Origin of the sequence: Nostoc sp. DedQUE08, from assembly GCF_034530895.1 — a bacterium.
In the GTDB taxonomy this organism is placed as follows: Bacteria; Cyanobacteriota; Cyanobacteriia; order Cyanobacteriales; family Nostocaceae; genus Nostoc.
Genome location: NZ_JAVRCD010000012.1, coordinates 128,873 through 150,943 on the forward strand (window position 1 = coordinate 128,873; position 22,071 = coordinate 150,943).

The window sequence follows — 22,071 nt, forward strand, 5'->3', positions numbered from 1 at the left end:
ACATCGGCGTGTTATGCCAAGACATCGGCGTGTTATGCCAATGCATCGACGTGTTATGCCAAGACATCGACGTGTTACGTTAATGCATCAGAGCGATCGCTCATTGCCCAGAAGTGAGATTATCTAAGAGTTGCTGAAATTCTGTTGTAGAAAAAATTGCGATCGAACTCTCATCAAAAAATAGGCGATCGCTCATTCTCCAGACGTGAGACTATCTAAAACTTGTTGAAATTCTGCTGTGGTAGGAATTGCGATCGAACTTTTATGAAGCATTTTTAGCACAGATGGTTCTTCTATCCCATTGATAACTTCGATAATAGAGCTTGGCACTTCTCCAAAGCGCGTTTCTAGAACTGTAATGATGCTTTCTCTAGCATTTTCGACAATTCCTTCTTCTTTTGCTAGCCTTTCAATACTAGTTACGTACCGCATTCTATCTGCCTCCTCGTAACTTCTTACTTCTGTTTTAAAATTAAGTGCCAACTCTTTTGGCAAAACCATTATCCAGTCGATAAACCGAAATAGTTCCCGAATATCTTCCCGGCTATATCCCCGTTCATACAGCCGTCTGACTAGGCTTAGTTTCCACTGTAGCCGATTTTGTGGATTTCGTTGTGTTGCCTTGGTTTTGAGATGCGCCATCACAATTACACCAAAGGGGTTGCTAGTTTGCTCCAAGGTTTCCCACCTTTGCTCATAGTCCAACAGTTTCGCCACAGAAAACTCTAAGCTGACGCGACATCCTCCCAGTTGATAGCTGTAGCTGGAAGGTCGCCAATTCACTTGTTCATCTGCTAAAACTGCTAAACTAATGACTCGCTTTTTATGGCGGTCAAACAAGCGGTAATTATATGTGTACATCCGTTCGGCAAATTGGCTGTCATATTGCCCTTGGACTTCCACATGAACCAATACCCAAGCTTCCTCTCCATCCAGTAGCCAAACTTTTGCGACTTTATCGACCAAGCGCCGCCCAATTTCTGCATCTGGTTCTAGCTGTTGCAGTTCTGTGTCTAGAAATTCATAAGGTCGCGTCCAGTCGATTTCGCCATAAGCTTGGGTGAAAAAGAATTCCAGAAAGCGGGGAAAATATAGCTCAATAACTTCTTTCCAAGGACTATCGTAATCAGTAAGTTGCTCGGTCATGAATTAGAACAAAAAGTACCTCTGTGCCATTGGTAAAACTGTTGCAGGTTCGCAAATCAGCAATTCACCATCTGCCCTAACTTGATATGTTTCTGGATCAACTTCAATGTGGGGTAGTGCATCATTCAGCTTCATATCTCGCTTACTCAATTGGCGTGTCCCAGAAATTGCAACTGCTGCCTTTTGTAAACCTAACTGGCTGGGAATTTCTTTCTCTAAAGCTGCTTGGGAAACAAAAGTTAATGATGTGGCATGACGCGCCCCTGCAAAACTACCAAACATCGATCGCATATACACTGGTTGCGGTGTGGGAATACTGGCGTTAGCATCGCCCATTTGCGCCCATGCAATCATTCCGCCTTTAATCACTATCTCTGGTTTCACGCCAAAAAATGCAGGCCGCCACAAACATAAATCTGCTAATTTTCCCTCTTCCACTGAACCCACATATTGAGCAATTCCGTGAGCGAGCGCTGGGTTAATCGTATACTTAGCAACATATCTTTTCGCCCGAAAATTGTCTGCCTTTTGCTCAGTTCCTTGTGAGTTAAGAATTCCTCGTTGCACCTTCATTTTGTGAGATGTCTGCCAGGTGCGAATTATCACTTCGCCAACTCTTCCCATTGCCTGGGAGTCGGAAGAAATCATACTAAATGCGCCTAAGTCGTGCAAAATGTCTTCGGCGGCAATGGTTTCTCGACGGATGCGAGATTCGGCAAAAGCGACATCTTCGGCGATCGCTGGGTCAAGATGATGGCATACCATCAACATATCTAGGTGTTCGTCTAAGGTGTTGACGGTGTAAGGACGTGTGGGGTTAGTGGAAGATGGCAGAACATTAGCTTGGCTGCAAACTTTGATGATATCTGGTGCGTGTCCTCCGCCTGCGCCTTCGGTATGGTAGGTGTGGATGGTACGATTCTTGAAAGCGGCGATCGTATCTTCGACAAATCCGGCTTCGTTCAGGGTATCAGTATGAATCGCTACTTGCACGTCATATTCATCGGCAACGCTGAGGCAAGTATCAATTGCTGCGGGTGTGGTTCCCCAGTCTTCATGAAGTTTTAACCCCATTGCACCGGCGGCTACTTGTTCTACCAGTCCTTGGGGTTGACTGGCGTTACCTTTGCCCAAAAATCCTAAGTTGACGGGAAAAGCATCAGCAGCTTGCAGCATTCGGTAAATATTCCAAGGGCCGGGGGTGCAGGTAGTGGCATTTGTACCTGTAGCTGGGCCAGTACCGCCGCCGATCATGGTGGTAATCCCGGAAGCGATCGCAACTTCAATTTGTTGAGGACAAATGAAATGAATATGGGCATCAATACCGCCAGCAGTGAGAATCATTCCTTCACCTGCTAAGGCTTCAGTTCCAGGGCCGATAATAATATCTACATTATTTTGAATATAAGGATTTCCGGCTTTACCAATTTTGAAAATCTTGCCATCTTTAATGCCGATATCTGCTTTGACAATACCCCACCAATCGAGAATTAAGGCATTGGTAATTACTAAATCAACAGCACCATCGGCGTTAGAAATGGGGGATTGTCCCATTCCATCGCGGATAACTTTTCCGCCGCCAAATTTCACTTCATCGCCGTAGGTGGTGAAATCTTGTTCAACTTCTATAAATAATTCTGTATCTGCAAGTCGGATGCGATCGCCTACTGTTGGCCCGTAGGTTTCGGCGTAGGCGCGGCGATCCATTCTGTAAGGCATATAAAATCCTTTTTTTTAACGCAAAGGGACGCAAAGGGAAGCGCAGAGGTACGCGGAGGGTTTTAGAGGTTTCCGTTAATTTTGGCGTTGAAGCCGTGGACTTGGCGAGTACCGACGAGGGGGACTAGAGTTATTTCTTTTTCGTCGCCTGGTTCAAAGCGAACTGCGGTTCCGGCGGGGATATCGAGGCGCATTCCTCTGGCTTGTTCTCTGTCAAAGTTTAAGGCGGTGTTAACTTCATAAAAGTGATAGTGGGAACCGATTTGTATGGGGCGATCGCCTGTATTTGACACTAGCAATTTTATAGTTGGACGACCAACATTCAGTTCAATTTCACCTTCTGGTGTAATGATTTCTCCAGGAATCATAATAAATTAAAAACTAAAAAATTAACGAATTGGACTATGTACTGTCACTAACTTTGTACCATCAGGAAAAGTTGCTTCAACTTGCACATCATGCACCATTTCCGGTATCCCTTCCATGACATCATCTCGCGTTAAGAGAGTTGTACCATAACTCATCAATTCAGCTACAGTTTGCCCATCTCTTGCACCTTCTAAAATGGCAGCAGAAATATAAGCAACTGCTTCTGGATAATTCAGTTTTAAACCCCTTACTTTACGTCTTTCTGCTAATAAAGCAGCAGTAAAAATTAATAACTTATCTTTTTCCTGCGGCGTAAGTTGCATTCTTACCTCTTCCTTCGCGTCCTTCGCGCCTTCGTGGTTCGTTTAAAGCTGCCACACTCTTGGTATACAATTACCACGATTTAAAAAAGAAACTCGCAGCAACTGCCAAACATTAATAAACCAGTTTCTAACCTCAGATGTAGAAGCACCGCGATATCGACACAATAATCCATGTTGTAACCGACTAACACCCGCTTCTCCTTTCCCATTCCATAAATTTCGCGTTTTTTCGACAATTTCTGATGAAACTGCACCACCAACCCAAACTAAACTACCTACTATTGGTTTTCCAGCCAAGCCGTGGGGACTGTGAAAAGTTTCTTCACTACCCCGTAACCATTGCCGATCGATCCATAAGGGAACATCTCGCTGCCAAATTTCCGTGTGCGATCGCCATTCCCCTTGCAAGAATTTTTCTCCTCTAGCACTGCGACCAAATCGGGTAATTTCCCAGCCTAACCAGCTGCCCCCGGTTGCTAATTCTACCCGTAAATCTTGCCGATAAATCGCGTCGTTAAATAAAATTGTCTCTTGCGGCAACCACTCCAAACAAGCACCAGCATCAACTTGCATTTGGATGATTTGTCTAGCTTGTAAGCCATTACTGCGGTATATCTTGCTTGCAGCAGCTGTAGTAATTAAAGCTTGGGTGTGGGGTTGGAGGTGGATGTCAGAGGATAAGCGATCGCCTCCCACCATTCCCCCAGCCGTGTGTAAAATGACGCTATGACAAATTTCCCCTTCTGGGTAAAATGGACGTTGTACCTTCAGGGGCGCTTGTTGGCGATCGTAAATTAATTGGGTTTTACCCTGGCGATCGGCATAGACTAAATTAAGTTTGCCATGCCAACCTTCTGCTACTTGCGGATTGCAGGTCATTTATAAATTCAATATTAAAGTTCAGATATCTTATATTTATTTAATGCATTCTCTGCTACTTTACTTGCAATTTATCATTGTTTTTCGCCCAGGTGTACGCTAGTGCGATAGACCATATAGATAAAACCACTCTCATCACGAAAGCGCTGATATAATTCTTGAAACCTATCAATAAGCTGTTCGTATGCCAAGCCTTCACGTGGCAAATAAGAAACACTCATTGCTCGCCCAATAAGTCCAGTTAAATCTAACTGTTGCCTATAAGTAAAAGTATATTCGTGGATGTTAATAAAATAGGGAGTTACTAACAGTGGCTCTACCGACTGCATTCTAGATTCTGCTGGGTGATTATTAGATACTTCGCGGACTATTCGGCTATATTCTGTAGTTAAGGTAACTAGCAATTTAGCATGAGATAAAAGTATTAAAGTTTTTCCCGATCCAGCTACACCATAAATTATTCTATGTCCATCACCAATTGATCTCACTATACATTCTTGACGATGATCTAACGTTTTAAATACGTAACTTTCATTTTTGAATTTAATGTTATTAGGAACACTGTACAGAGATGCTGGTATAAGTTTAATAGCTATTTCTGGAAAAATAACAGCTTTTATAGTATCAATTTGCTCATTGTTAAGAGGAGAGAAAGTAAAAGTATTGGTAAATGTTTTTATTAATCTATTTACTAATTCCTCACTACTAATGCTCTGACTATAAAATAATTCATTACGGTATATAATTTGTGATGGAGACAATAATTTATCAATATTTTTTTCCTGTGCTTGTTCTGCGGTAATATTAGAAAATAATAGACCATAGTTACAAGGGAATGCTAATTTCTGTTGATTATCTTCATGCAACTGAGTGAGTATTTGATATTTTTGTAATTTCACTAATAATTGATCTATCAACTCTTGATATGGATTTGTCCATAGGGAGAAAGTATCTTCTTTCTCATTGATCTTTATAGAACGCTTACGAGTTCGTCTTCCCGGAATATCTAGATATGACGGAGAATTGTTTAATTCTATTTTTTGATTTTTTTCTGGAGAACTAAATAATTTAATTTTGTTAATATCAGTACCGTTAACTTGCGATGGATACCAAGTAATAACTTGAATTATCAATAGTCCAAAATTAGGTGCAATAATCAGGAAATCAATATAATTACTTTCAACGACTTGCTTATACCAAACTAAAAAGTCATCTGGCAATTTCTCACGAAGTATTCTATATAAAATTTGTTCGCCTTGACTAGCAGATGATGATATAGATTCGGGAACCATTAAAGCCATAGTTTAATACCTATCTTATTTTTCTTCTTTCTGCTGCTCTAACCAAGCTACCAAATCAGCAACTTCAGAAAAATCAAGCAAATCTTCTCCCAACTCCTCTAACTGTTCAGCAGATAAATTCCGAACCTGCTCAACTAATAATTCATCAATGTCACCAAAACGCCGTCTAAGCTGACGACTAATCAATTTAAACGCTTCTTTTTGAACGATATCTTGATAAATTACAGACTCTTTCATAATATCCTCCCGCAAAAATTGCCGAACCAAATCCTTATCAAACCGCAAACCTGCCAGAATTTCTACACAACCTGCGATATATTTGCCGCTCCTCTCTATCTGGAATTGTAGCGACTTGTTCAGCCACTTGTACCAAGTTTGTGGCGAGTCAGTTCGCGTCAAACTTGCTAAAGGTAACAGCGCCGGATTAACTAAAAATAGTGTTGAATCTTGCTCCCAAAGACGAACAACCTGATATTGGTGAATCGTCGTGTTGTCCCGATATTCTTCAGTAAAAGCCATTTCGTTAGTAGTTTCCTGCAAAAAGATTAGCACTTGCACTACAGAACAACGATACTAACGCTTCAACCTCACAGAATAATCGAGCATTCGGAAATTAAGCGCCGGATTAGATTTCGCCAAAGTTTGAAATTCAATGTGCAAAATTTGGTTAGCTGCTTGCAAAAATGTCACAGAATCCGCGCGAATTGGTTCAAGCGTGAGTTCCGTTTTTAAGACTTCAATTTGTTGCACCTCTACTCCAAGCAGCCAACGGACAAACTCGGCTGGGTACTGTTCAGCTAAATATTTACAAGCGTTATCGTAACTCACCCTTTTCTTCTTCTTTTGGCATAAAAAAAACAGCCACCTCCACAAGGGAAGCAGCTGTTTTACAAATTATGTAACTACGTATTAGTAATCGAAGTCGCCACCACCAGCACCAGCCCCAGCAGGAGCGGCATCTTTAGGCTCAGGCTTGTCAACTATAATACATTCGGTTGTCAACACCATACCAGCGATGGAAGCAGCGTTTTGCAGAGCAGAACGAGTCACCTTAGCAGGGTCAACAATACCAGCCGCTAACAAATCAACAAACTCGTTGGTTGCAGCGTTGTAGCCAATGTTGAAGTCTTTTTCTTTCACGCGTTCAGCAATTACAGCACCATTCTGACCGGCGTTTTCAGCAATCCGCTTCAGAGGTGCAGGTAATGCACGAACGACAATCAAAGCACCAATCAACTCTTCATCCTTAAGGTTGCTCTTTGCCCAAACTTCCAAGTCGGGAGCAAGGTGAGCCAGAGTTGTACCACCGCCAGGAACAATACCTTCTTCCACAGCAGCTTTGGTGGCGTTGATAGCGTCTTCTAGGCGCAGCTTCTTGTCTTTCATTTCGGTTTCGGTCGCTGCACCCACTTTCACTACAGCAACACCACCAGAGAGTTTAGCAAGACGCTCTTGTAATTTCTCTTTGTCGTAAGAAGATTCGGTTTCATCGATTTGACGACGAATCTGTTCTACACGAGCTTTAACAGCAGCTTCGTTACCTTCGGCAACAATTGTAGTGCTGTCCTTGGTGATGGTGATCCGGCGAGCTTTACCCAGGCTATCCAGCTTGGTGTTATCTAGCTTTAACCCAGCATCTTCGGTAACTAGTTGACCACCAGTTAAAACAGCGATGTCTTCTAATAGTGCTTTGCGGCGATCGCCAAAGCCAGGAGCCTTAACAGCAGCCACGTTCAGTACACCGCGTAAACGGTTTACTACCAAGGTTGCTAAAGCTTCTTTTTCAATATCTTCGGCGATAATCACCAAAGGACGACCAGCACGAGCTACTTGCTCTAACACTGGTACAAGGTCTTGCACTAAAGCAATTTTCTTATCAGTCAACAGTAGGAAAGGTTCATCAAAAACCGCTTCCATCCGTTCAGCATCGGTAGCGAAATAAGGAGAGATATAGCCTTTGTCAAAGCGCATCCCTTCAGTGATTTCCAACTCGGTGAACATAGATTTCCCTTCTTCTAGGGAAATTACGCCTTCTTTGCCCACCTTGTCCATTGCTTGGGCAATCATCTGACCAACTTCTTCGTCATTACCAGCCGAGATCGCACCAACTTGGGCAATGGCTTTGGAATCTTCCACTGGACGGGCATGTTCAGCAATTTTTTCTACCAGGAAGCCGGCAGCTTTGTCAATACCGCGCTTCAGGGAAATTGCGTTAGCACCGGCTGCAACGTTCCGCAAGCCTTCTTTGACGATCGCATGAGCTAATACGGTAGCGGTGGTAGTACCATCGCCCGCAGCATCATTGGTCTTAGAAGCAGCTTGACGAATCAGAGCTACACCAGTGTTTTCAATGTGGTCTTCTAATTCGATTTCTTTGGCGATCGTTACACCATCATTAACAATTTGCGGTGCGCCAAACTTCTTTTCTAGGACTACGTTACGACCTTTGGGGCCAAGGGTAACAGCTACAGCCTCAGCCAGGATGTCAATGCCTCGTTCTAAGGCGCGACGGGCGTTTTCGTTGTAGATAATGCGCTTTGCCATAATTTATTGTTAGTTGTCCTTTGTCATTTGTCATTTGTCTTTTGTTCTACCCTTCGGGAAGCCGCCCGGAGGGCATCTACGTCATTTGTCCTTTGTCCTTTGTCCTTTGTCATTGGCTAATGACTAATGACCAATGACCACTAGATAACAACTGCTAAAATATCTTTTTCAGAAAGCAGTACATATTCTTCAGTGCCGAGCTTGATGTCAGTGCCAGCGTACTTAGAGTACAGCACCTTATCGCCGACTTTAATTTCCAATTCCTGACGGTTTCCGTCGTCATTACGCTTGCCAGGGCCAAGAGCCACTACTTCCCCTACTTGGGGCTTTTCCTTGGCGGTATCGGGCAAATACAGACCACCTGCGGTCTTCTCCTCAGAGGCGCTCACTTTTACGAAAACGCGATCGCCTAAAGGTTTAACTGTAGAAACGCTTAGAGATAAAGCTGCCATAATTATTTTCTCCAGAGTTTAGCACTCTCAACTCCTGAGTGCTAATTTACCGAAAATTGGCGTCCAATGGCAAGAATGCCTTGAGTACGGGTTCCCGAACTAGAAGGTCATAGATGTACTTAAGTATAAATGCTTAATTATTTATACCTTGCGGGTTTTGTTCTGTAAGTTACGAAGAGAGTAGGGAGTGGAGAATTAAGAGTTATGAAAATTCTTCCCTATTCCCCATTCCTTACTCTCCAGTCAACTTTATTTGCAAAGCTTGCAAATTGTTATGGAACTGTAATCAGGGAGCCACTCGATGAGTAACAATACAGTGACAGCGATCCAGTCCAACCATCAAATCCCTAAAAAAACTCAATCTTTGGAACATGAGACCCTGAGTAATTGTGTAGAAAGTTTAGGACTTGCAAAAATTCAGCGAGACATTTTTATTTGCGCTGACCAGGCAATTGCTGCTCAAAACGAGCTAGTCTGGAATTCTGGGATTACTTAAAAAAGCGACTTAAAGATTTAAAACTCGATGAGCCGTACTAAAGTCATTCTATTTGCGTCTATAAAACTAAAGCCAACTGCTTGCGTGTTTCTGGTTCTAGATCCATAATGGTGATTTACCCTGATGGTGTCTGATATCGCCAAGCAAACCCGGAAGTTACTCTGCGGATCGTCCGAGAACACTGAATAGGTAATAAGGTGGTAGAAGAATATGCGTTTTCAATCCATCTTTTGCCTGAAACTTCCCTAGTTTCTTGTGAACACCTCATAGAGGCTTAACAACGAAAGGATATGGTATAGCAGTAGGCTTTAAGAAAGTGCGGGTTGGTTTTGAGGTAGGGTCATCTTTAAGCCAATACTTACTTGTGAGTCCGAAAGATTATTATTTAATCAGTGTTTTTTACCCCGCCCCTTTCAAAGCGATATATAATAGCGCATTATAGATACTACTGCTATACGTATCCTTGCTGGACTTTTGCTATCGAGCTACTAGTCTATTGAAAGTGCTCGGCATTTTTGAGACTTCGAGACAGCAAAGGCAAGTTAAGTAGGAAAAGGACAACATCTCGAATAACCCACCATAGAGGATAAATATTCAAGACTTTGATGGACCGAAGCGCGACAAGTGCCACTGCTATGAAAGAGCCCAGCATGAAAGATCACAAACGACTTCTATTGATTGATGATGACCCTAACCTCATCTTGCTGGTGAAGGATTACTTGGAATTCCGGGGATATGAAGTCATCACCGCTGAAAATGGACGTGAAGCTCTGGAAATTTTAGAGCAAGATGTTCCAGACATGATCATCTGCGATGTGATGATGCCGGAAATGGACGGATATACTTTTGTGGAACAAGTCCGGCAAAACGAACGCACCAGCTGGATTCCGGTTCTTTTCCTTTCAGCTAAGGGACAAAGTGCAGACCGAGTTAAGGGTCTGAATAAAGGTGCTGATGTTTATATGGTCAAACCCTTTGAACCAGAAGAACTCGTAGCGCAAGTTGAGTCCTCGCTGAAACAAACTATCCGTTGGAAAGAACACCAAGCAAAAGGAGGCGAAAACGGTTCCCGTATCCAAGTTCCCTTCGATGTGCAATTAACCCCAACCGAACTGAAAGTAGTTCAGTTTGTTGCTAGGGGTTTAGCTAACCGTGAAATTGCTGAAGAACTCAATGTTAGTCAACGAACGGTTGAAAGCCATGTGTCCAATATGTTGGGCAAAACCAATCTCCACAATCGCACTGAACTAGCGCGGTGGGCGATTGAAAATCAAATGGCTTAAACAAAGTTAAGAGTTAAAAGTTAGGAGTTATGAATTTTTTAATTCCTAACTCCTAACTTCTAACTAATATTTACCAACCATCTTCTTCAGGGCTGGATTGGTGCAAAACTTCTAAATCCAGTTCATCCAGGTAAGTCAAGGCACTTTCAATCTGGGAAACAGTGCCCCGTAGTTCCAGATCAAAGCAGCTATATTGTGGCACGTTTGCGCTTATCTCGGCAGTAGCAATAATTACTGTGATCCCATAGTGAGAAACCAGTCGTGAAATGACTGGTTCCTCATGCAAGTCTTTAGGAATACGAACCTGGATGCGAGTTTGGGTGCGTCTATTATCTAAAATATCAGTATTATATTTTACTTGTTTATTTGGAATTGCCATTCTAGCTTCCTATTCGACTTCTGGGATGAGGGTTTGGCTTTGTACGACTTCTTTTAACACTAGCGTTACTCATCCTATGCACGCAAACAGTAGCAAATGATTCATAATTCATCATCAAGATTCGATGAGATGAATTATGGATTACTATAAAAGTGCGATCGCATTTAAGTGGATTATAAATTTATTAAGTTATAAGTAAATCTTTGTTGAAAGATAAATCAAGTCTTGGAGAATAATGCGTCGGTGAAATCTTAATTTAAGTGTTGCTTTTATTATTAACAGCTAATGCTATTGGAATTTCGATCGTAAATTCAGTTCCACGAGCAAGTTCAGACTTTAGCTGGATGTTTCCCTGATGTTTCTCAATAATTTGATGGCTAATTGCTAAACCTAGTCCCGTTCCTTTGTTGATAGGTTTAGTTGTAAAAAAAGGATCGAATATCTTGCTTTGAATCTCGGAATCTATTCCATTACCGTTATCTCTAAATGTAATTATGACTGTTTCTAATTTAGTTATTTCAGTTTGAATTACAATTTGCTTTTGGATCTGATTATCTAGCTCTAGTAAAGCATCAATGCCATTACTAAGGATATTCATGAATACTTGGTTTAGTTGTGCTGGATAACATTGAACTGATGGGAGATTTCCGTATTTTTTAATAATTTCAATTTTTGGTTGTAGTCGATGATTTAAAAGTAATAAAGTACTTTCAATACCTTCATGAATATTAACAGCTTTTTTCTCTGACTGATCGAGTCGAGAAAAGTTTTTTAGCGATAGCACGATGTCACGAATCCGATCGGTTCCTATCCTCATGGATGAAAGAATTTTTGGTAAATCATCGATGATGAAATCAATATTAAAATCGCCAAATTTTTCTTCAAACAAAGAATACGAATCTGGATGTTCTTGTTGATATAGTTGGATTAAATTTAAAAGACAGTTGACATGGTTATTCAGATGATTAAAATTACCGTGAATAAAATTAACAGGATTATTAATTTCGTGGGCTAAACCTGCAACCATCCGACCTAAGCTAGACATTTTCTCTGTCTGGATCAATTGAACTTGGGTAGTTTGTAATTCTCGTAAGGTATTTTCTAACTGTTGTGCTTGAAGTTGGGCAGTAGCAGTTGCAGTAGTGAGTGCTTTGAGGTTATTGTAAGCTTTGGAATGATAACGAATACGGGCAATTAACTCAACTGGATCTGGTAATTTAATTAGGTAGTCATTAGCGCCTTCAGTAAAAGCTTCTGCTTTGAGCTTTGCTTCTTCTTTACTGGATAACATAACGATTGGTACATCACGAGTTACTGGATAAGAGCGAAACCAACGCAGTAACATTAATCCATCGATATCTGGCATGATCATATCCAAAAAGATCACCGTTGGTTCTATGGCGCTCGCATCTTGAATAGCCTGAGCCGGATTGCTTGTATAGTGAAGGGATATATCTGTTTCTGTCGCAACCATCCGACGGAAGGCTTCGCTGATAATTACCTGATCGTCAATTAGCAAAAGTCTGACTGTAGATATTTTGGCATTCAGAATAAATGGCGCAGCTTGTGGAGTTTGTGGTTGACTCCAGTTTGGTGATAATCTTGCTGTCTTTGGAGATATTTCTAAAAGTGCTGTTTCTTGCAGGTTCATTTAGTACCTCTAAATAGGTCTTTGTTTTTAATACTACAAACTAGCCAGTTAAATCTACTAATCGGCAATTGTCGCAATTATATCTCAGTAGCGGAATGTGTTAGTGTTTTGCAATACTTCGTAAAGGTATTTTAAGTATCTGCTTTCATACACATAGTTTTATTTAAAGTATAAAATAACACTGCTTAATTAAGCATTATGCCGTAAAGTTGATGCACGCTGATGCGATCGCCTCAACTGGCAAAACCTCTACCGCAGCTTTTAATTCCACTGCTACTTTCGGCATACCATAAACAATGCAAGTTTTGCGATCTTGAGCAATAGTATGCCAACCTGCTTCGCGCAATTGTTTTAAGCCTTGAGCGCCATCTCCACCCATCCCCGTTAGCAACGCCCCAACCCCCTTTCCAGTCCAATTTTTAGCCACACTCTTGAAGAAAACATCAATTGATGGACGATAGAAAAAATGTAGTGGTTCTTTGTCATAGGCAAAAGTGAGGTCGGGACGCATTACTAAATGAAGATTTGTGCCAGCAAGCAGAACTTTACCAGGCTGTGGTGTAGAACCTGCGATCGCAATTTGCACAGGCAAAGGAATTTGCTCATTCAACCAGGCGGCAAAACTTTGAACAAATTGGGCATCTATATGCTGAACAACAACCACAGTCGCAGGAAAGTCTTGGGGAAATTGGCAGAGAATAGTTTTCAATGCCTGGGGCCCACCAGTGGAAGCCCCGATCGCAATTAGGGGTGGGAGTGATTTTGAGTGATGGACAGGGGGCGATCGCCGATGTGAAGATTTACCAATTAAACGGGCGATCGTGGCAATTTTATTTAGTAACCCATCATCGCCTAAGATTGGCGTATTGATGGCATCCAAGGCTCCATAGCCCATTGCTTCAAAAACCTTGGCTGCATAGCGATTAACGCTAGCTGTTACCATCACAATGGCGCAGGGAGATTGCCTCATGATATGCCGAGTAGCTTCTACTCCATCCATACTGGGCATCAGCACATCCATCAAAATTAAGTCAGGAGTATCAGCCGCACACTTGTTCACAGCTTCCGCACCATCGTAGGCAACCCACGCCAGCTTGTAACCTGGTATTTTTACCACAGCCCGCCGCAGTACCTCTACAGCCATTAACATATCGTTAGCGATCGCAATTCTCACAAATTATGACATTTCTCCAAAATAACGCGACAAATACAACAGATAAAAACCCAGATTAAATCTAGGATCAGCCCTTTCAAGGTGGTGAAATTTAAAACGAAAATTGGTAATTTCAATATTCAAAAATCCCAAAATCTCGGCGGAGGATTCAAAATGGTAGGACTGAAACAATGTATCTTTGTTCGTCACCTTGAAAGGACTAGTCCTATATAATTTAAATGCCTTTGCCATATAGTCAAAACTCCAGTTTATAAAGCATAAGGAGTAACCAATGAAGCACTTTACCCTGTTTACTTTTCTGTATCTAGCAGCGGGAGCTTGCCTAACAGCGATCTTCTTTGGAAATTCTGACATCACTCCAAACGTTAGAACAATTCTGCTAATTAATGCTGGACTGTTATACCTTACCTCTGTCCTAAGTACTTTTCCATTTTGGCGCAATCGCGTACTACAAAGCGAAGCGAGACTGCGCGATAAACCTGCTTGGGATCGGAATATTGTGATGATTATACCAATATTCATCATTGTATTGATGCTTGTTATAACCATCCCCGACCTGGTGAATCACAACTGGACAACTCCGGTAATCGCCAGAGCATCTGTAGGGCTACTAGTCATCCTACTTAATGCAGAACAACTTTTTATCAGAAACCAAATTCGGCAAGAATCCTGATTACTAGACAGACAGTACAGGGAGATGGATGAGATTTTTTGTCAATGCGTAAGTCCTAGATTCAGCTCTTTCAAGGTGGTGAAATTTGGAACGAGAATTGCTAATTTCAACATTCAAAAAGCCCAAAATCTGAGCGGAGGATTCAAAATGGTAGCACTGAAACAACGTATCTTCGTTTGTCACCTTGAAAGTGCTAGTCCTAAAATCTTACTTTCTTAATTACGAATTACAAATTATTATCAAGCCTCTCCAATTAAATCAATCACCGCCTTTAACAGAGTGTCGTCATGAAAGCTGCTCTTAGTTAAGTAGTAGTCTGCACCTGCTTCTAATCCTTGCAGTCGGTCTTCTTCCCGGTCTTTGTAAGAAACGATAATCACAGGTGTTTGCTTCAACTTGGCATGAGTTTTTATCTGGCTAGTGAGTTCAAAGCCGTTCATCCGGGGCATATCAATATCTGTCACCACCAAGTCATAATCGCCGCTACGGATTGCATTCCAACCATCAATACCATTAACCGCCACTTCCGCTTTGTACCCATTGTTTTCTAAAAGTTTGCGCTCCATTTCGCGCACAGTGATCGAATCATCTACTACTAATACTCGCTTGTAAGTTTTGGTAACTGCCTGATGAGCAGACTGATTTACCTGAGAAAGTTGTCCGCTAGAAAACACCTTCGCAATAGAACGTACCAAATCTTCAACATCGACAATCAATACTGGAGAACCATCATCCATCAGGGCTGCGGCGCTAATGTTTGGGACTTTACCAAGACGGGGATCTAAGGGTCGGACAACCAAATTGCACTCACCGAGAAACCGATCTACAACTAATCCGTAACGATTGAGGCGATCGCTAATCACAATAACTGATAGCGATTCTATATTTACCGCAGGCGAGGCTAACTCTAAAACTTGACTTGCTAAAATCAACTCCACAGGTTGATTATTCATCACGAAAAATGGACGATTTTCCGATACAGCAATCTTAGACTTCGATAATATCAACACTTGTTCAATGCGCGTTAGCCCAAAAGCATAGGGTTCGCCAGCAATTTCCACTAACAGGGTGCGAATCACAGATAACGTTAGCGGTAACTGCAAGTGAAAGGTCATACCCCTTCCCAACACAGAAACCGCCCGCAGCGTTCCGCCAACTTCCCGCACTGTGCTATGGGCGATATCCAGCCCCACACCTCTACCCGAAATTTCGGTGACAGTTTGGGTTGTGGAGAAACCAGGCAAAAACAAGAATTCCATCAACTCAACTTCGGTAAGTTGGGCTGCCATTTCCGGGTTTGTCAGTTGTTTGCTGATGACTACTTGGCGCAAAAACTCGATATCGATTCCCCGTCCATCATCTGCAACGGTGATAAACAACATTCCAGCGCGATGGGTAACTTCAATACGAATAATTCCTTCTTCTGGCTTTCGTGCTGCTAAACGTTCCTGGGGCAATTCAATGCCATGATCGATCGCATTCCGCAGGATATGAGTCAACGGAGCTTCCAGACGTTCTAGAATATCTCGATCTACCAAAGTAGATTTCCCGACGATTTCCAGTTTCACCCGTTTACTCAATTGTCTAGCTAAGTCGCGCACCATCCGGGGAAATCCCTGTCCCCCATCTGCAAAGGAACACATTCGAGTAGCAATAACTTCTTGATATAGGCGCTGGGCAAGGTTAGCAGAACGCTGAGAAAATTGTTCTAGTTCATTTTGGCGATCGCTTATCATCTGGTAACATTCGTGAGCTTTTTGATGAGTTGCACTCAAGGTTTCCTTAATTTGCCGATCCAGATGATATTTGCCCAATAACTCCTGCAACTTCTCTAGTAAGTTGGACAATTCCCCCTGATTGCTTCTCAGTTTCAGCAAAGAGTTCGCAAATGGTTCTAATAAATTCGCCTCAACTAAAGACTCTCCTGCTAAACCCATTAAGCGATTCAAATTTTCAGTACTCATTCGCACCGCCCGATTTTGGGTGATGCCCAGTTCTTCTAATGGGGATGGGGAAATAAGGATTGTCTGTTGGTTGTCTTCTAACTGCGCTGTTGTTACTAGGGGATGAATTTCTGTAGAGGTTGCCTCTGGAGTTAGGATATTAGCGATCGCCCTCACCAATGATTGAATGCCAACATCTTCTAAAATCTGCAAATTTGGGTTGTCTGTAACCGTTTGAGCTATACGCAGGAGCATATCTACCCCTTGCAGCAATACATCAATGCGATCGGCAGTTAAGGTAACTTTTCCCTCTTGAGCCGCCACAAAGCAGTCTTCCATGACGTGAGCAAGGTTGACAGCCGGATCGATTTGGACAATTCGCGCAGCGCCTTTGATGCAATGGGCTGCGCGCATTAAAGCTGCCAGTTCTTCTTGGGGATCGGGCTTAGTTTCCAGTGCCAACAGGCGATCGTTCAATACCACAACTTGGGCTTTTACTTCCATGTTGAATAAATCAAGCAAGGAAAGATTGCTGACATCAAATTCTTCTAACATTACTACACCTTCCTAGAACACCGATTTATTAATCCTGGAAGAACCTCTCCCCCAACCCCAATACTGCTCGCTTTGTCCATTTTTAACTCGGAATTGGGTTTGGGGAAAAGGTTAAAGGGTAAAGGTTAAAGGTTTTTTCTTTCCCCTTTCCCCCGCCCCTTATCCCCTTCTTGGAACCCCACCTTCCCCTTTTCCCCAAAACCCGACAAGTATTGCCCCCAACCCCCTCTCCTACCAGGCTACGGTGTACACACAAGTCTCTCGATCTGCACCTTTGTTGCATCGCCTTGCACGTTTGTTGTATCGACTCGCACCTTTGTTGCATCGCCTTGCACGTTTGTTGTATCGACTCGCACCTTTGTTGCATCGCCCTGCACGTTTGTTGTACCGACTCGCACCTTTGTTGCATCGCCCTGCACGTTTGTTGTATCGACTTGCACCTTTGTTGCATCGACCTACAAAAATGAACCCACCCTACATTCCGCAGCAACTTTAAAAGACTTGTGTACACCACCGTAGCCTACGAGGAGAGGGGAGTTTAGCTCCCCCTTCCCTTGTACTACGGTGTACACACAAGTCCTTTTCACCCCCTCTAACTCCCCCTTGCAAAGGGGGAGAACCGGATATTTCCCCCCTTTGCAAGGGGGGATTAAGGGGGGTAAATCCAGGATTCGGGCTTCATTACCAAGATGTGTGTACACCGTAGCTTCCCTTGTAGGGAAGGGGGTTGGGGGGTTAGGTCTTTGATTACAGCACCTTCCTAGCTAAGGTGGTGAATAACAATTCATCATCCAAATAGCTGACACTGTGCGTTAGCGAAGCGCTGCCGCCAGAGGCAGATCGCTCCATTTGCGCGCCAGGTTGCCAGTGAAATAACCCTTTTGTATAAGTTTGAGTCAGACTCTTAGGCGGCTCTTGTAACTCATCCCGGTGAAATCGGTGTACTCCATAAAGTTCATCTACACCAAACACCCAAGTTTTATCTGCTTTTTCCAGCACCACCATGCGCGAATACACCACTGAACTGAGCGTTTGTACTGCTGTATCGGCAGTTTCCAGATTCAACAAATCGCTCAAAGAAATACACAATAGTAATTCGCCTCGGATACTTACCAATCCGCGCAAGATTTGGTTGCTGCGATGCGGTATGGTATGAACCACGTTCGCAGGAGAAATTTCCTTGAAGATTTGGGCAGAAAGTGCCAGCCATTCCCGTTGCAAACGAAAAATCACAACTGTGATTTGAGTGGTGGTTAAAGTATGGGATATCTGGGAATTTTCATCAGTTCTAGATTTAGCCAGTAACTCAGTCCACTGATGGCGATAATCTTCAGGTATGGAGCGCTCTAGCAAATAGCGTCCAGCAGTAGAGTAAACGGGACAATTGCGGCAATGGGTATAAGTGGCTAATTGCGGACAGGAGCGATCGCCCTCAATGCCGATAAAATTCCAACAACGTTCAATATTTAATGGCGTAGCGGGGTTCATAAGGGCTGCTCAAGAGAATTGGTGCAGGGGTATAATGTCTTCTGTTTTCACCTGAAAGCGGGCAATCTCTTGACGCAATCCCTGCGCTACTTGGTTAAGTTGGGTTATGGCATGATTAATTTCCCGCAAGGAATCCGTACTTTGCACGGAGGTACTACTCAACTGCACCATCGTCTCACTAATTTGTTGCGCTCCCACAGATTGGTTTTCCATAGCCTGGTTGACAAACTCAAATCGCGGATTCAGGTCTTGCACTTGCTGGATAATTTGCCCAACCTGTGTACTAATACTGGCAACATCTTCTATATTCCGCCCAACTTCTGCGGCAAACTTGTCCATCTCCATCACACCTGTAGAGACTGACGATTGCATCTGCTTCACCATCTGCTCAATATCGAGAGTAGCAACGGCGGTTTGATCTGCTAGTCGGCGAATTTCTCTTGCCACTACAGCAAAGCCCAAGCCATACTCTCCAGCTTTTTCGGCTTCGATCGCCGCATTTAACGACAGTAGATTTGTTTGGTCTGCCACCTTGGTAATTGTGACGACGATAGTATTAATGCTATTTGCCTTTTCGCTAATTACTCCCAATCGAGCTGCGATCGCATTAGTGGCTTCTGCTAACTGCCGCATAGTGGTTTCCATCCGCACTATGTCTTTTTGGCTATCATTGGCTGCTGTCGTTGTGATTTGGGAAATAGTCGCAACTTGTTCCATTGCACTGACTAATTCCCTAGAGGTAGCGGAAATTTCTTTAGTAGCGGCAGCCACCTCATTAGTTGAGGCTACTTGCTCAATGAGCGTCCCTTCTAATTGTTTACCTGAAGCTGCTATTTGAGTCGCTGAGGAAGTAACCTGTATGCCTGAATGCTGTACCTGACGAATCAGAGTGTTCAGATTCTGAGTCATAGTTTGGAAAGCTGTTAAGAGTGTATTCATTTCATCTTTGCTGTTGGAGTCAGCCGCAATTTTAGTTGTTAAGTTTCCCAGAGAAATTTGCTCTGCAACTCTAATAACACTAAAAATCTGAGAAGTAATTTGTCGAGCGATTACAAACCCAAGAATAATCGCAGTTATCGGGCCAATAGCAATTCCTACAGAAATCCAGAAAATACTGCGACCCACATTCTGTTCGACTTCTTTTTGTGTATCTGATATGAAATTTTCATTGAACTTTACAACTTTTTTTGCTTGTTTTATAGTTATTTTAAATAATGCTTCTTCCCGTTTTTTTATATCAGAATCAATTTGATTGCGTAACTCAAACACCTTTTGAATATTAACTGGTATAGCTTTTTGTTGTCCTTGAATAATTAATTCGAGCTGTTTTTTCCAAGGATTCTTAACTCCATCTTGATTTATTTTTTGCTCAAATTGTAATAATTTTTCATGGACTTTTTTCCAATTTTCCAAGTTTTCTTTAAGTAAATTATACTCTTTTAATTCTTCTTCAGTGGATGGAGTAGCGTCGTACTGTGCAATACCTTCGTTAATCTGTTTCCAAGCGTTCTGGATTTCAGCGATCGCACTCTCTCTTTCACTAACAGTAATTTCAGGATTAAATAATAATCGTTGTGCGGATTGAATTTGTGTTTGGCCTTCCTTAATCTTCCATACCCCAGACAAGCTGGGGATGTCATTCAAGGTTAGTGAGTTAATTGACTGATTTAACTCGTTGGTAACGAACCATGCCACCAAGGCCATTACGAATACAATCAGTCCTATGAATAAAAATGAACCGATCAACCGTGTTTGCAAGGTGATGTTCTTGAACATTGGATATCCTACTGTTCCTCTACTGCTGTAAAATTCATTCGTTTATTAGAATTCCCAAATCACAAGCAAGATGAACAGTTTGTATTTTTATTTTTAAACAAATTATTAAGTAGGTAGCTTAGTTCAGAAACTAGATTTTACTGATGATGTAAAAGTCTTGAGATATTTCTTCAATTGTTGATTAAATTGATTGCTGAGGAGTTAAACTAGAATATTCTGTTTTCACCTGAAAGCGGGCAATCTCTTGACGTAATCCTTGAGCAACTTGATTGAGTTGAGCGATCGCACTATTAATTTCTCGCAGAGAATCGGCTGTTTGCACTGAAGTACTACTCAACTGCACCATCGCATCACTAATTTGTTGCGCTCCCACTGACTGGATTTCCATACCTTGGTTCACAGACTCAAAGTGAGGGGCCATGTCTTGCACTTGTTGGATAATTTGCCCAATTTGAGAACTAATGCTGGCAACATCTTCTACACTTCGTCCAACTTCAGCAGCAAATTTGTCCATCTCCATCACACCTGTAGAGACTGACGATTGCATCTGTTTTACCATCTGTTCAATGTCGAGAGTAGCAACAGCAGTTTGATCTGCCAGCCGGCGGATTTCTCTAGCAACAACCGCAAAACCCAAACCATATTCTCCAGCTTTCTCGGCTTCAATAGCAGCATTTAACGACAGTAGATTTGTCTGATCTGCCACTTTCGTAATCGTGACAACAATGTTGTTAATGTTATTCGCCTTTTCGCTAATTACTCCCAGTCGAGCAGCGATCGCATTAGTGGCTTCTACCAATTGCCGCATAGTGGCTTCCATACGAACCAAATCTTTTTGGCTAGTGCTAGCAGCCGTCGTCGTGATTTGTGAGGTAGTCGCAACTTGTTCCATAGTATTTACCAGTTCTCTGGAAGTTGCAGCAATTTCTTTAGCAGTAGCAGTTACCTCATTCGTAGAGGCTACTTGTTCAGAAATTGTCGCTTCTAATTGTTTACCAGAAGCAGCAATTTGAGTAGCCGAAGTAGTTACCTGAATACCTGAATTTTGCACCTGACGGACAAGGGTATTCAGGTTAGCAATCATATTTTTCAATGCAGCCATTAACTTGCCAATTTCATCATCTGAGGTAACTTCAACCTGGGTTGTCAAATCACCGGCAGAAACCTGCTCTGCTAGACTAAATGCTGACTGCAAAGAGCGACTCAAGGAAAGACTGAGAATGCGGACAATAACCAGTGAAACAATGAATGCAACAATCATAATACAGAAGAAAGTAGCGAAATTAACGAAATTTGCAAATGCCTGAAATTGACTTGCTTGCTTTTGCCTCTCATCTAAAAGTTGCCCTTCTGTTTGCAGCATATCACTAAGCTTTTGTCTGATTGCATCCATAATATTTTTACCTTTATCTGAAAGAATCAGAGCTAGTACTTCTTGCTCTTTACCAGCTTTTTTGAGAGCGATCGTTGTTTCTAACTCGCTCATCTTTTCTTGGGATAACTCCTCAAATTTATCTAAACTCTGGACTTGCTTTTGATTGTCTGAAATCTTTTGTCTTAAATATTTAAATTTATCCTTCAGGTTATTTCTAGCAATTTCATAAGGCTCTAAATATTGTTGTTTATTTGTAATAATAAATCCTCTTTGTCCAGTTTCAGCATCAACTAAAATTTTTTCAATTTCTTTTAAATCCAATTTAACTGAATAGGTATGCGTTACTAAAGTAGCAGAATTAGCTAGAGAATCGTTTGCTGATTTAGCCACAAAACTAGCAATCCCTGTTAAAATAACAATGATTCCAAATCCACCAATGACAAATTGATTAATTCTAATTCCTTGTTGCATATATTTTTGATGTTTTACTTTTTCCAAATAGGTGTATTAGGTAAAATGCGAAAGTCAGCTTTTTAAATTGGATA

At 42.1% G+C, this 22,071-nt stretch carries 19 protein-coding genes and 1 pseudogene; 4 read left to right on the plus strand and 16 right to left on the minus strand.

The annotated features are described in order from the left end of the window. Positions 1-192: 192 nt before the first annotated feature. The 9 genes and pseudogenes from RMY64_RS10920 to groES form a co-directional block, all read right to left on the minus strand. On the minus strand, positions 193-1,146 hold the full coding sequence (locus RMY64_RS10920; protein ID WP_322700024.1) for a transposase: 954 nt from the start codon (positions 1,144-1,146) through the stop codon (positions 193-195). 3 nt (positions 1,147-1,149) lie between these two features. Next, on the minus strand, positions 1,150-2,865 hold the full coding sequence (ureC, locus tag RMY64_RS10925) for an urease subunit alpha (protein WP_322700025.1): 1,716 nt from the start codon (positions 2,863-2,865) through the stop codon (positions 1,150-1,152). A gap of 62 nt (positions 2,866-2,927) precedes the next feature. Next, complete coding sequence (locus RMY64_RS10930) at positions 2,928-3,233, minus strand: urease subunit beta (protein WP_322700026.1); 306 nt, start codon at positions 3,231-3,233, stop codon at positions 2,928-2,930. Between the two features lie 21 nt (positions 3,234-3,254). Beyond that, positions 3,255-3,557, minus strand: a complete 303-nt coding sequence (ureA, locus tag RMY64_RS10935) for an urease subunit gamma (RefSeq protein ID WP_322669692.1) — start codon at positions 3,555-3,557, stop codon at positions 3,255-3,257. A gap of 42 nt (positions 3,558-3,599) precedes the next feature. Then, the gene (locus RMY64_RS10940; protein WP_322700027.1) at positions 3,600-4,436 is read right to left on the minus strand and encodes an urease accessory protein UreD; all 837 of its coding nucleotides are present in this window, start codon (positions 4,434-4,436) and stop codon (positions 3,600-3,602) included. A 74-nt stretch (positions 4,437-4,510) separates the two neighbouring features. Then, positions 4,511-5,737 carry a hypothetical protein gene (locus RMY64_RS10945; RefSeq protein ID WP_322700028.1) on the minus strand — a complete coding sequence of 409 codons (1,227 nt, stop codon included), beginning with the start codon at positions 5,735-5,737 and terminating at the stop codon, positions 4,511-4,513. Between the two features lie 15 nt (positions 5,738-5,752). Further along, positions 5,753-6,565: pseudogene (locus RMY64_RS10950) on the minus strand (Rpn family recombination-promoting nuclease/putative transposase). Between the two features lie 81 nt (positions 6,566-6,646). Continuing rightward, the gene (gene groL, locus RMY64_RS10955) at positions 6,647-8,281 is read right to left on the minus strand and encodes a chaperonin GroEL (protein ID WP_322700029.1); all 1,635 of its coding nucleotides are present in this window, start codon (positions 8,279-8,281) and stop codon (positions 6,647-6,649) included. A gap of 140 nt (positions 8,282-8,421) precedes the next feature. Next, complete coding sequence (gene groES / locus RMY64_RS10960) at positions 8,422-8,733, minus strand: co-chaperone GroES (RefSeq protein ID WP_094348596.1); 312 nt, start codon at positions 8,731-8,733, stop codon at positions 8,422-8,424. Positions 8,734-9,034: 301 nt separating this feature from the next. Here groES and RMY64_RS10965 point away from each other — a divergent pair, with 301 nt between their 5' ends. Both RMY64_RS10965 and RMY64_RS10970 read left to right on the plus strand, forming a co-directional pair. Continuing rightward, positions 9,035-9,229 (plus strand): hypothetical protein, encoded by a 195-nt coding sequence (locus tag RMY64_RS10965; RefSeq protein WP_322686726.1) that lies wholly within the window; start codon positions 9,035-9,037, stop codon positions 9,227-9,229. 605 nt (positions 9,230-9,834) lie between these two features. After that, complete coding sequence (locus RMY64_RS10970) at positions 9,835-10,512, plus strand: response regulator transcription factor (protein ID WP_012407592.1); 678 nt, start codon at positions 9,835-9,837, stop codon at positions 10,510-10,512. A 70-nt stretch (positions 10,513-10,582) separates the two neighbouring features. Here the strand turns inward: RMY64_RS10970 and RMY64_RS10975 are convergent, their stop codons facing one another. From RMY64_RS10975 to RMY64_RS10985, 3 genes are all read right to left on the minus strand, one after another. Then, a complete protein-coding gene (locus RMY64_RS10975; RefSeq protein ID WP_322669699.1) occupies positions 10,583-10,891 on the minus strand; it encodes an NIL domain-containing protein in 309 nt (102 codons plus the stop codon). A 256-nt stretch (positions 10,892-11,147) separates the two neighbouring features. After that, positions 11,148-12,542 carry an ATP-binding protein gene (locus RMY64_RS10980; RefSeq protein WP_322700030.1) on the minus strand — a complete coding sequence of 465 codons (1,395 nt, stop codon included), beginning with the start codon at positions 12,540-12,542 and terminating at the stop codon, positions 11,148-11,150. Between the two features lie 196 nt (positions 12,543-12,738). Next, on the minus strand, positions 12,739-13,716 hold the full coding sequence (locus RMY64_RS10985) for a chemotaxis response regulator protein-glutamate methylesterase (protein WP_322700031.1): 978 nt from the start codon (positions 13,714-13,716) through the stop codon (positions 12,739-12,741). A gap of 271 nt (positions 13,717-13,987) precedes the next feature. On the opposite strand from RMY64_RS10985, the gene RMY64_RS10990 reads away from it, so the two are divergent. Next, the gene (locus RMY64_RS10990) at positions 13,988-14,389 is read left to right on the plus strand and encodes a hypothetical protein (RefSeq protein WP_322669702.1); all 402 of its coding nucleotides are present in this window, start codon (positions 13,988-13,990) and stop codon (positions 14,387-14,389) included. Positions 14,390-14,628: 239 nt separating this feature from the next. On the opposite strand, the gene RMY64_RS10995 is transcribed toward RMY64_RS10990, so the two are convergent. Beyond that, entirely contained in the window at positions 14,629-16,887 is a 2,259-nt protein-coding gene (locus RMY64_RS10995; protein WP_322700032.1) for a hybrid sensor histidine kinase/response regulator, read from the minus strand. A gap of 244 nt (positions 16,888-17,131) precedes the next feature. On the opposite strand from RMY64_RS10995, the gene RMY64_RS11000 reads away from it, so the two are divergent. Further along, positions 17,132-17,383, plus strand: coding sequence for a hypothetical protein (locus RMY64_RS11000; RefSeq protein ID WP_322700033.1), 252 nt, complete (start codon positions 17,132-17,134; stop codon positions 17,381-17,383). A 251-nt stretch (positions 17,384-17,634) separates the two neighbouring features. Here RMY64_RS11000 and RMY64_RS11005 read toward each other — a convergent pair whose 3' ends face one another. From RMY64_RS11005 to RMY64_RS11015, 3 genes are all read right to left on the minus strand, one after another. Further along, on the minus strand, positions 17,635-18,375 hold the full coding sequence (locus RMY64_RS11005) for a chemotaxis protein CheW (RefSeq protein ID WP_322700034.1): 741 nt from the start codon (positions 18,373-18,375) through the stop codon (positions 17,635-17,637). Positions 18,376-18,384: 9 nt separating this feature from the next. Then, positions 18,385-20,151 carry a methyl-accepting chemotaxis protein gene (locus RMY64_RS11010; RefSeq protein ID WP_322700035.1) on the minus strand — a complete coding sequence of 589 codons (1,767 nt, stop codon included), beginning with the start codon at positions 20,149-20,151 and terminating at the stop codon, positions 18,385-18,387. A 181-nt stretch (positions 20,152-20,332) separates the two neighbouring features. Then, complete coding sequence (locus tag RMY64_RS11015; RefSeq protein ID WP_322700036.1) at positions 20,333-21,997, minus strand: methyl-accepting chemotaxis protein; 1,665 nt, start codon at positions 21,995-21,997, stop codon at positions 20,333-20,335. Between the last annotated feature and the right edge of the window lie 74 nt (positions 21,998-22,071).

Bases quoted from the DNA above. Each gene is read 5' to 3' on its own strand.
- RMY64_RS10920 (WP_322700024.1), bottom strand. From the start codon at position 1,146: ATGACCGAGCAACTTACTGATTACGATAGTCCTTGGAAAGAAGTTATT.
- ureC (WP_322700025.1), bottom strand. From the start codon at position 2,865: ATGCCTTACAGAATGGATCGCCGCGCCTACGCCGAAACCTACGGGCCA.
- RMY64_RS10930 (WP_322700026.1), bottom strand. From the start codon at position 3,233: ATGATTCCTGGAGAAATCATTACACCAGAAGGTGAAATTGAACTGAAT.
- ureA (WP_322669692.1), bottom strand. From the start codon at position 3,557: ATGCAACTTACGCCGCAGGAAAAAGATAAGTTATTAATTTTTACTGCT.
- RMY64_RS10940 (WP_322700027.1), bottom strand. From the start codon at position 4,436: ATGACCTGCAATCCGCAAGTAGCAGAAGGTTGGCATGGCAAACTTAAT.
- RMY64_RS10945 (WP_322700028.1), bottom strand. From the start codon at position 5,737: ATGGCTTTAATGGTTCCCGAATCTATATCATCATCTGCTAGTCAAGGC.
- groL (WP_322700029.1), bottom strand. From the start codon at position 8,281: ATGGCAAAGCGCATTATCTACAACGAAAACGCCCGTCGCGCCTTAGAA.
- groES (WP_094348596.1), bottom strand. From the start codon at position 8,733: ATGGCAGCTTTATCTCTAAGCGTTTCTACAGTTAAACCTTTAGGCGAT.
- RMY64_RS10965 (WP_322686726.1), top strand. From the start codon at position 9,035: ATGAGTAACAATACAGTGACAGCGATCCAGTCCAACCATCAAATCCCT.
- RMY64_RS10970 (WP_012407592.1), top strand. From the start codon at position 9,835: ATGGACCGAAGCGCGACAAGTGCCACTGCTATGAAAGAGCCCAGCATG.
- RMY64_RS10975 (WP_322669699.1), bottom strand. From the start codon at position 10,891: ATGGCAATTCCAAATAAACAAGTAAAATATAATACTGATATTTTAGAT.
- RMY64_RS10980 (WP_322700030.1), bottom strand. From the start codon at position 12,542: ATGAACCTGCAAGAAACAGCACTTTTAGAAATATCTCCAAAGACAGCA.
- RMY64_RS10990 (WP_322669702.1), top strand. From the start codon at position 13,988: ATGAAGCACTTTACCCTGTTTACTTTTCTGTATCTAGCAGCGGGAGCT.
- RMY64_RS10995 (WP_322700032.1), bottom strand. From the start codon at position 16,887: ATGTTAGAAGAATTTGATGTCAGCAATCTTTCCTTGCTTGATTTATTC.
- RMY64_RS11005 (WP_322700034.1), bottom strand. From the start codon at position 18,375: ATGAACCCCGCTACGCCATTAAATATTGAACGTTGTTGGAATTTTATC.
- RMY64_RS11010 (WP_322700035.1), bottom strand. From the start codon at position 20,151: ATGTTCAAGAACATCACCTTGCAAACACGGTTGATCGGTTCATTTTTA.
- RMY64_RS11015 (WP_322700036.1), bottom strand. From the start codon at position 21,997: ATGCAACAAGGAATTAGAATTAATCAATTTGTCATTGGTGGATTTGGA.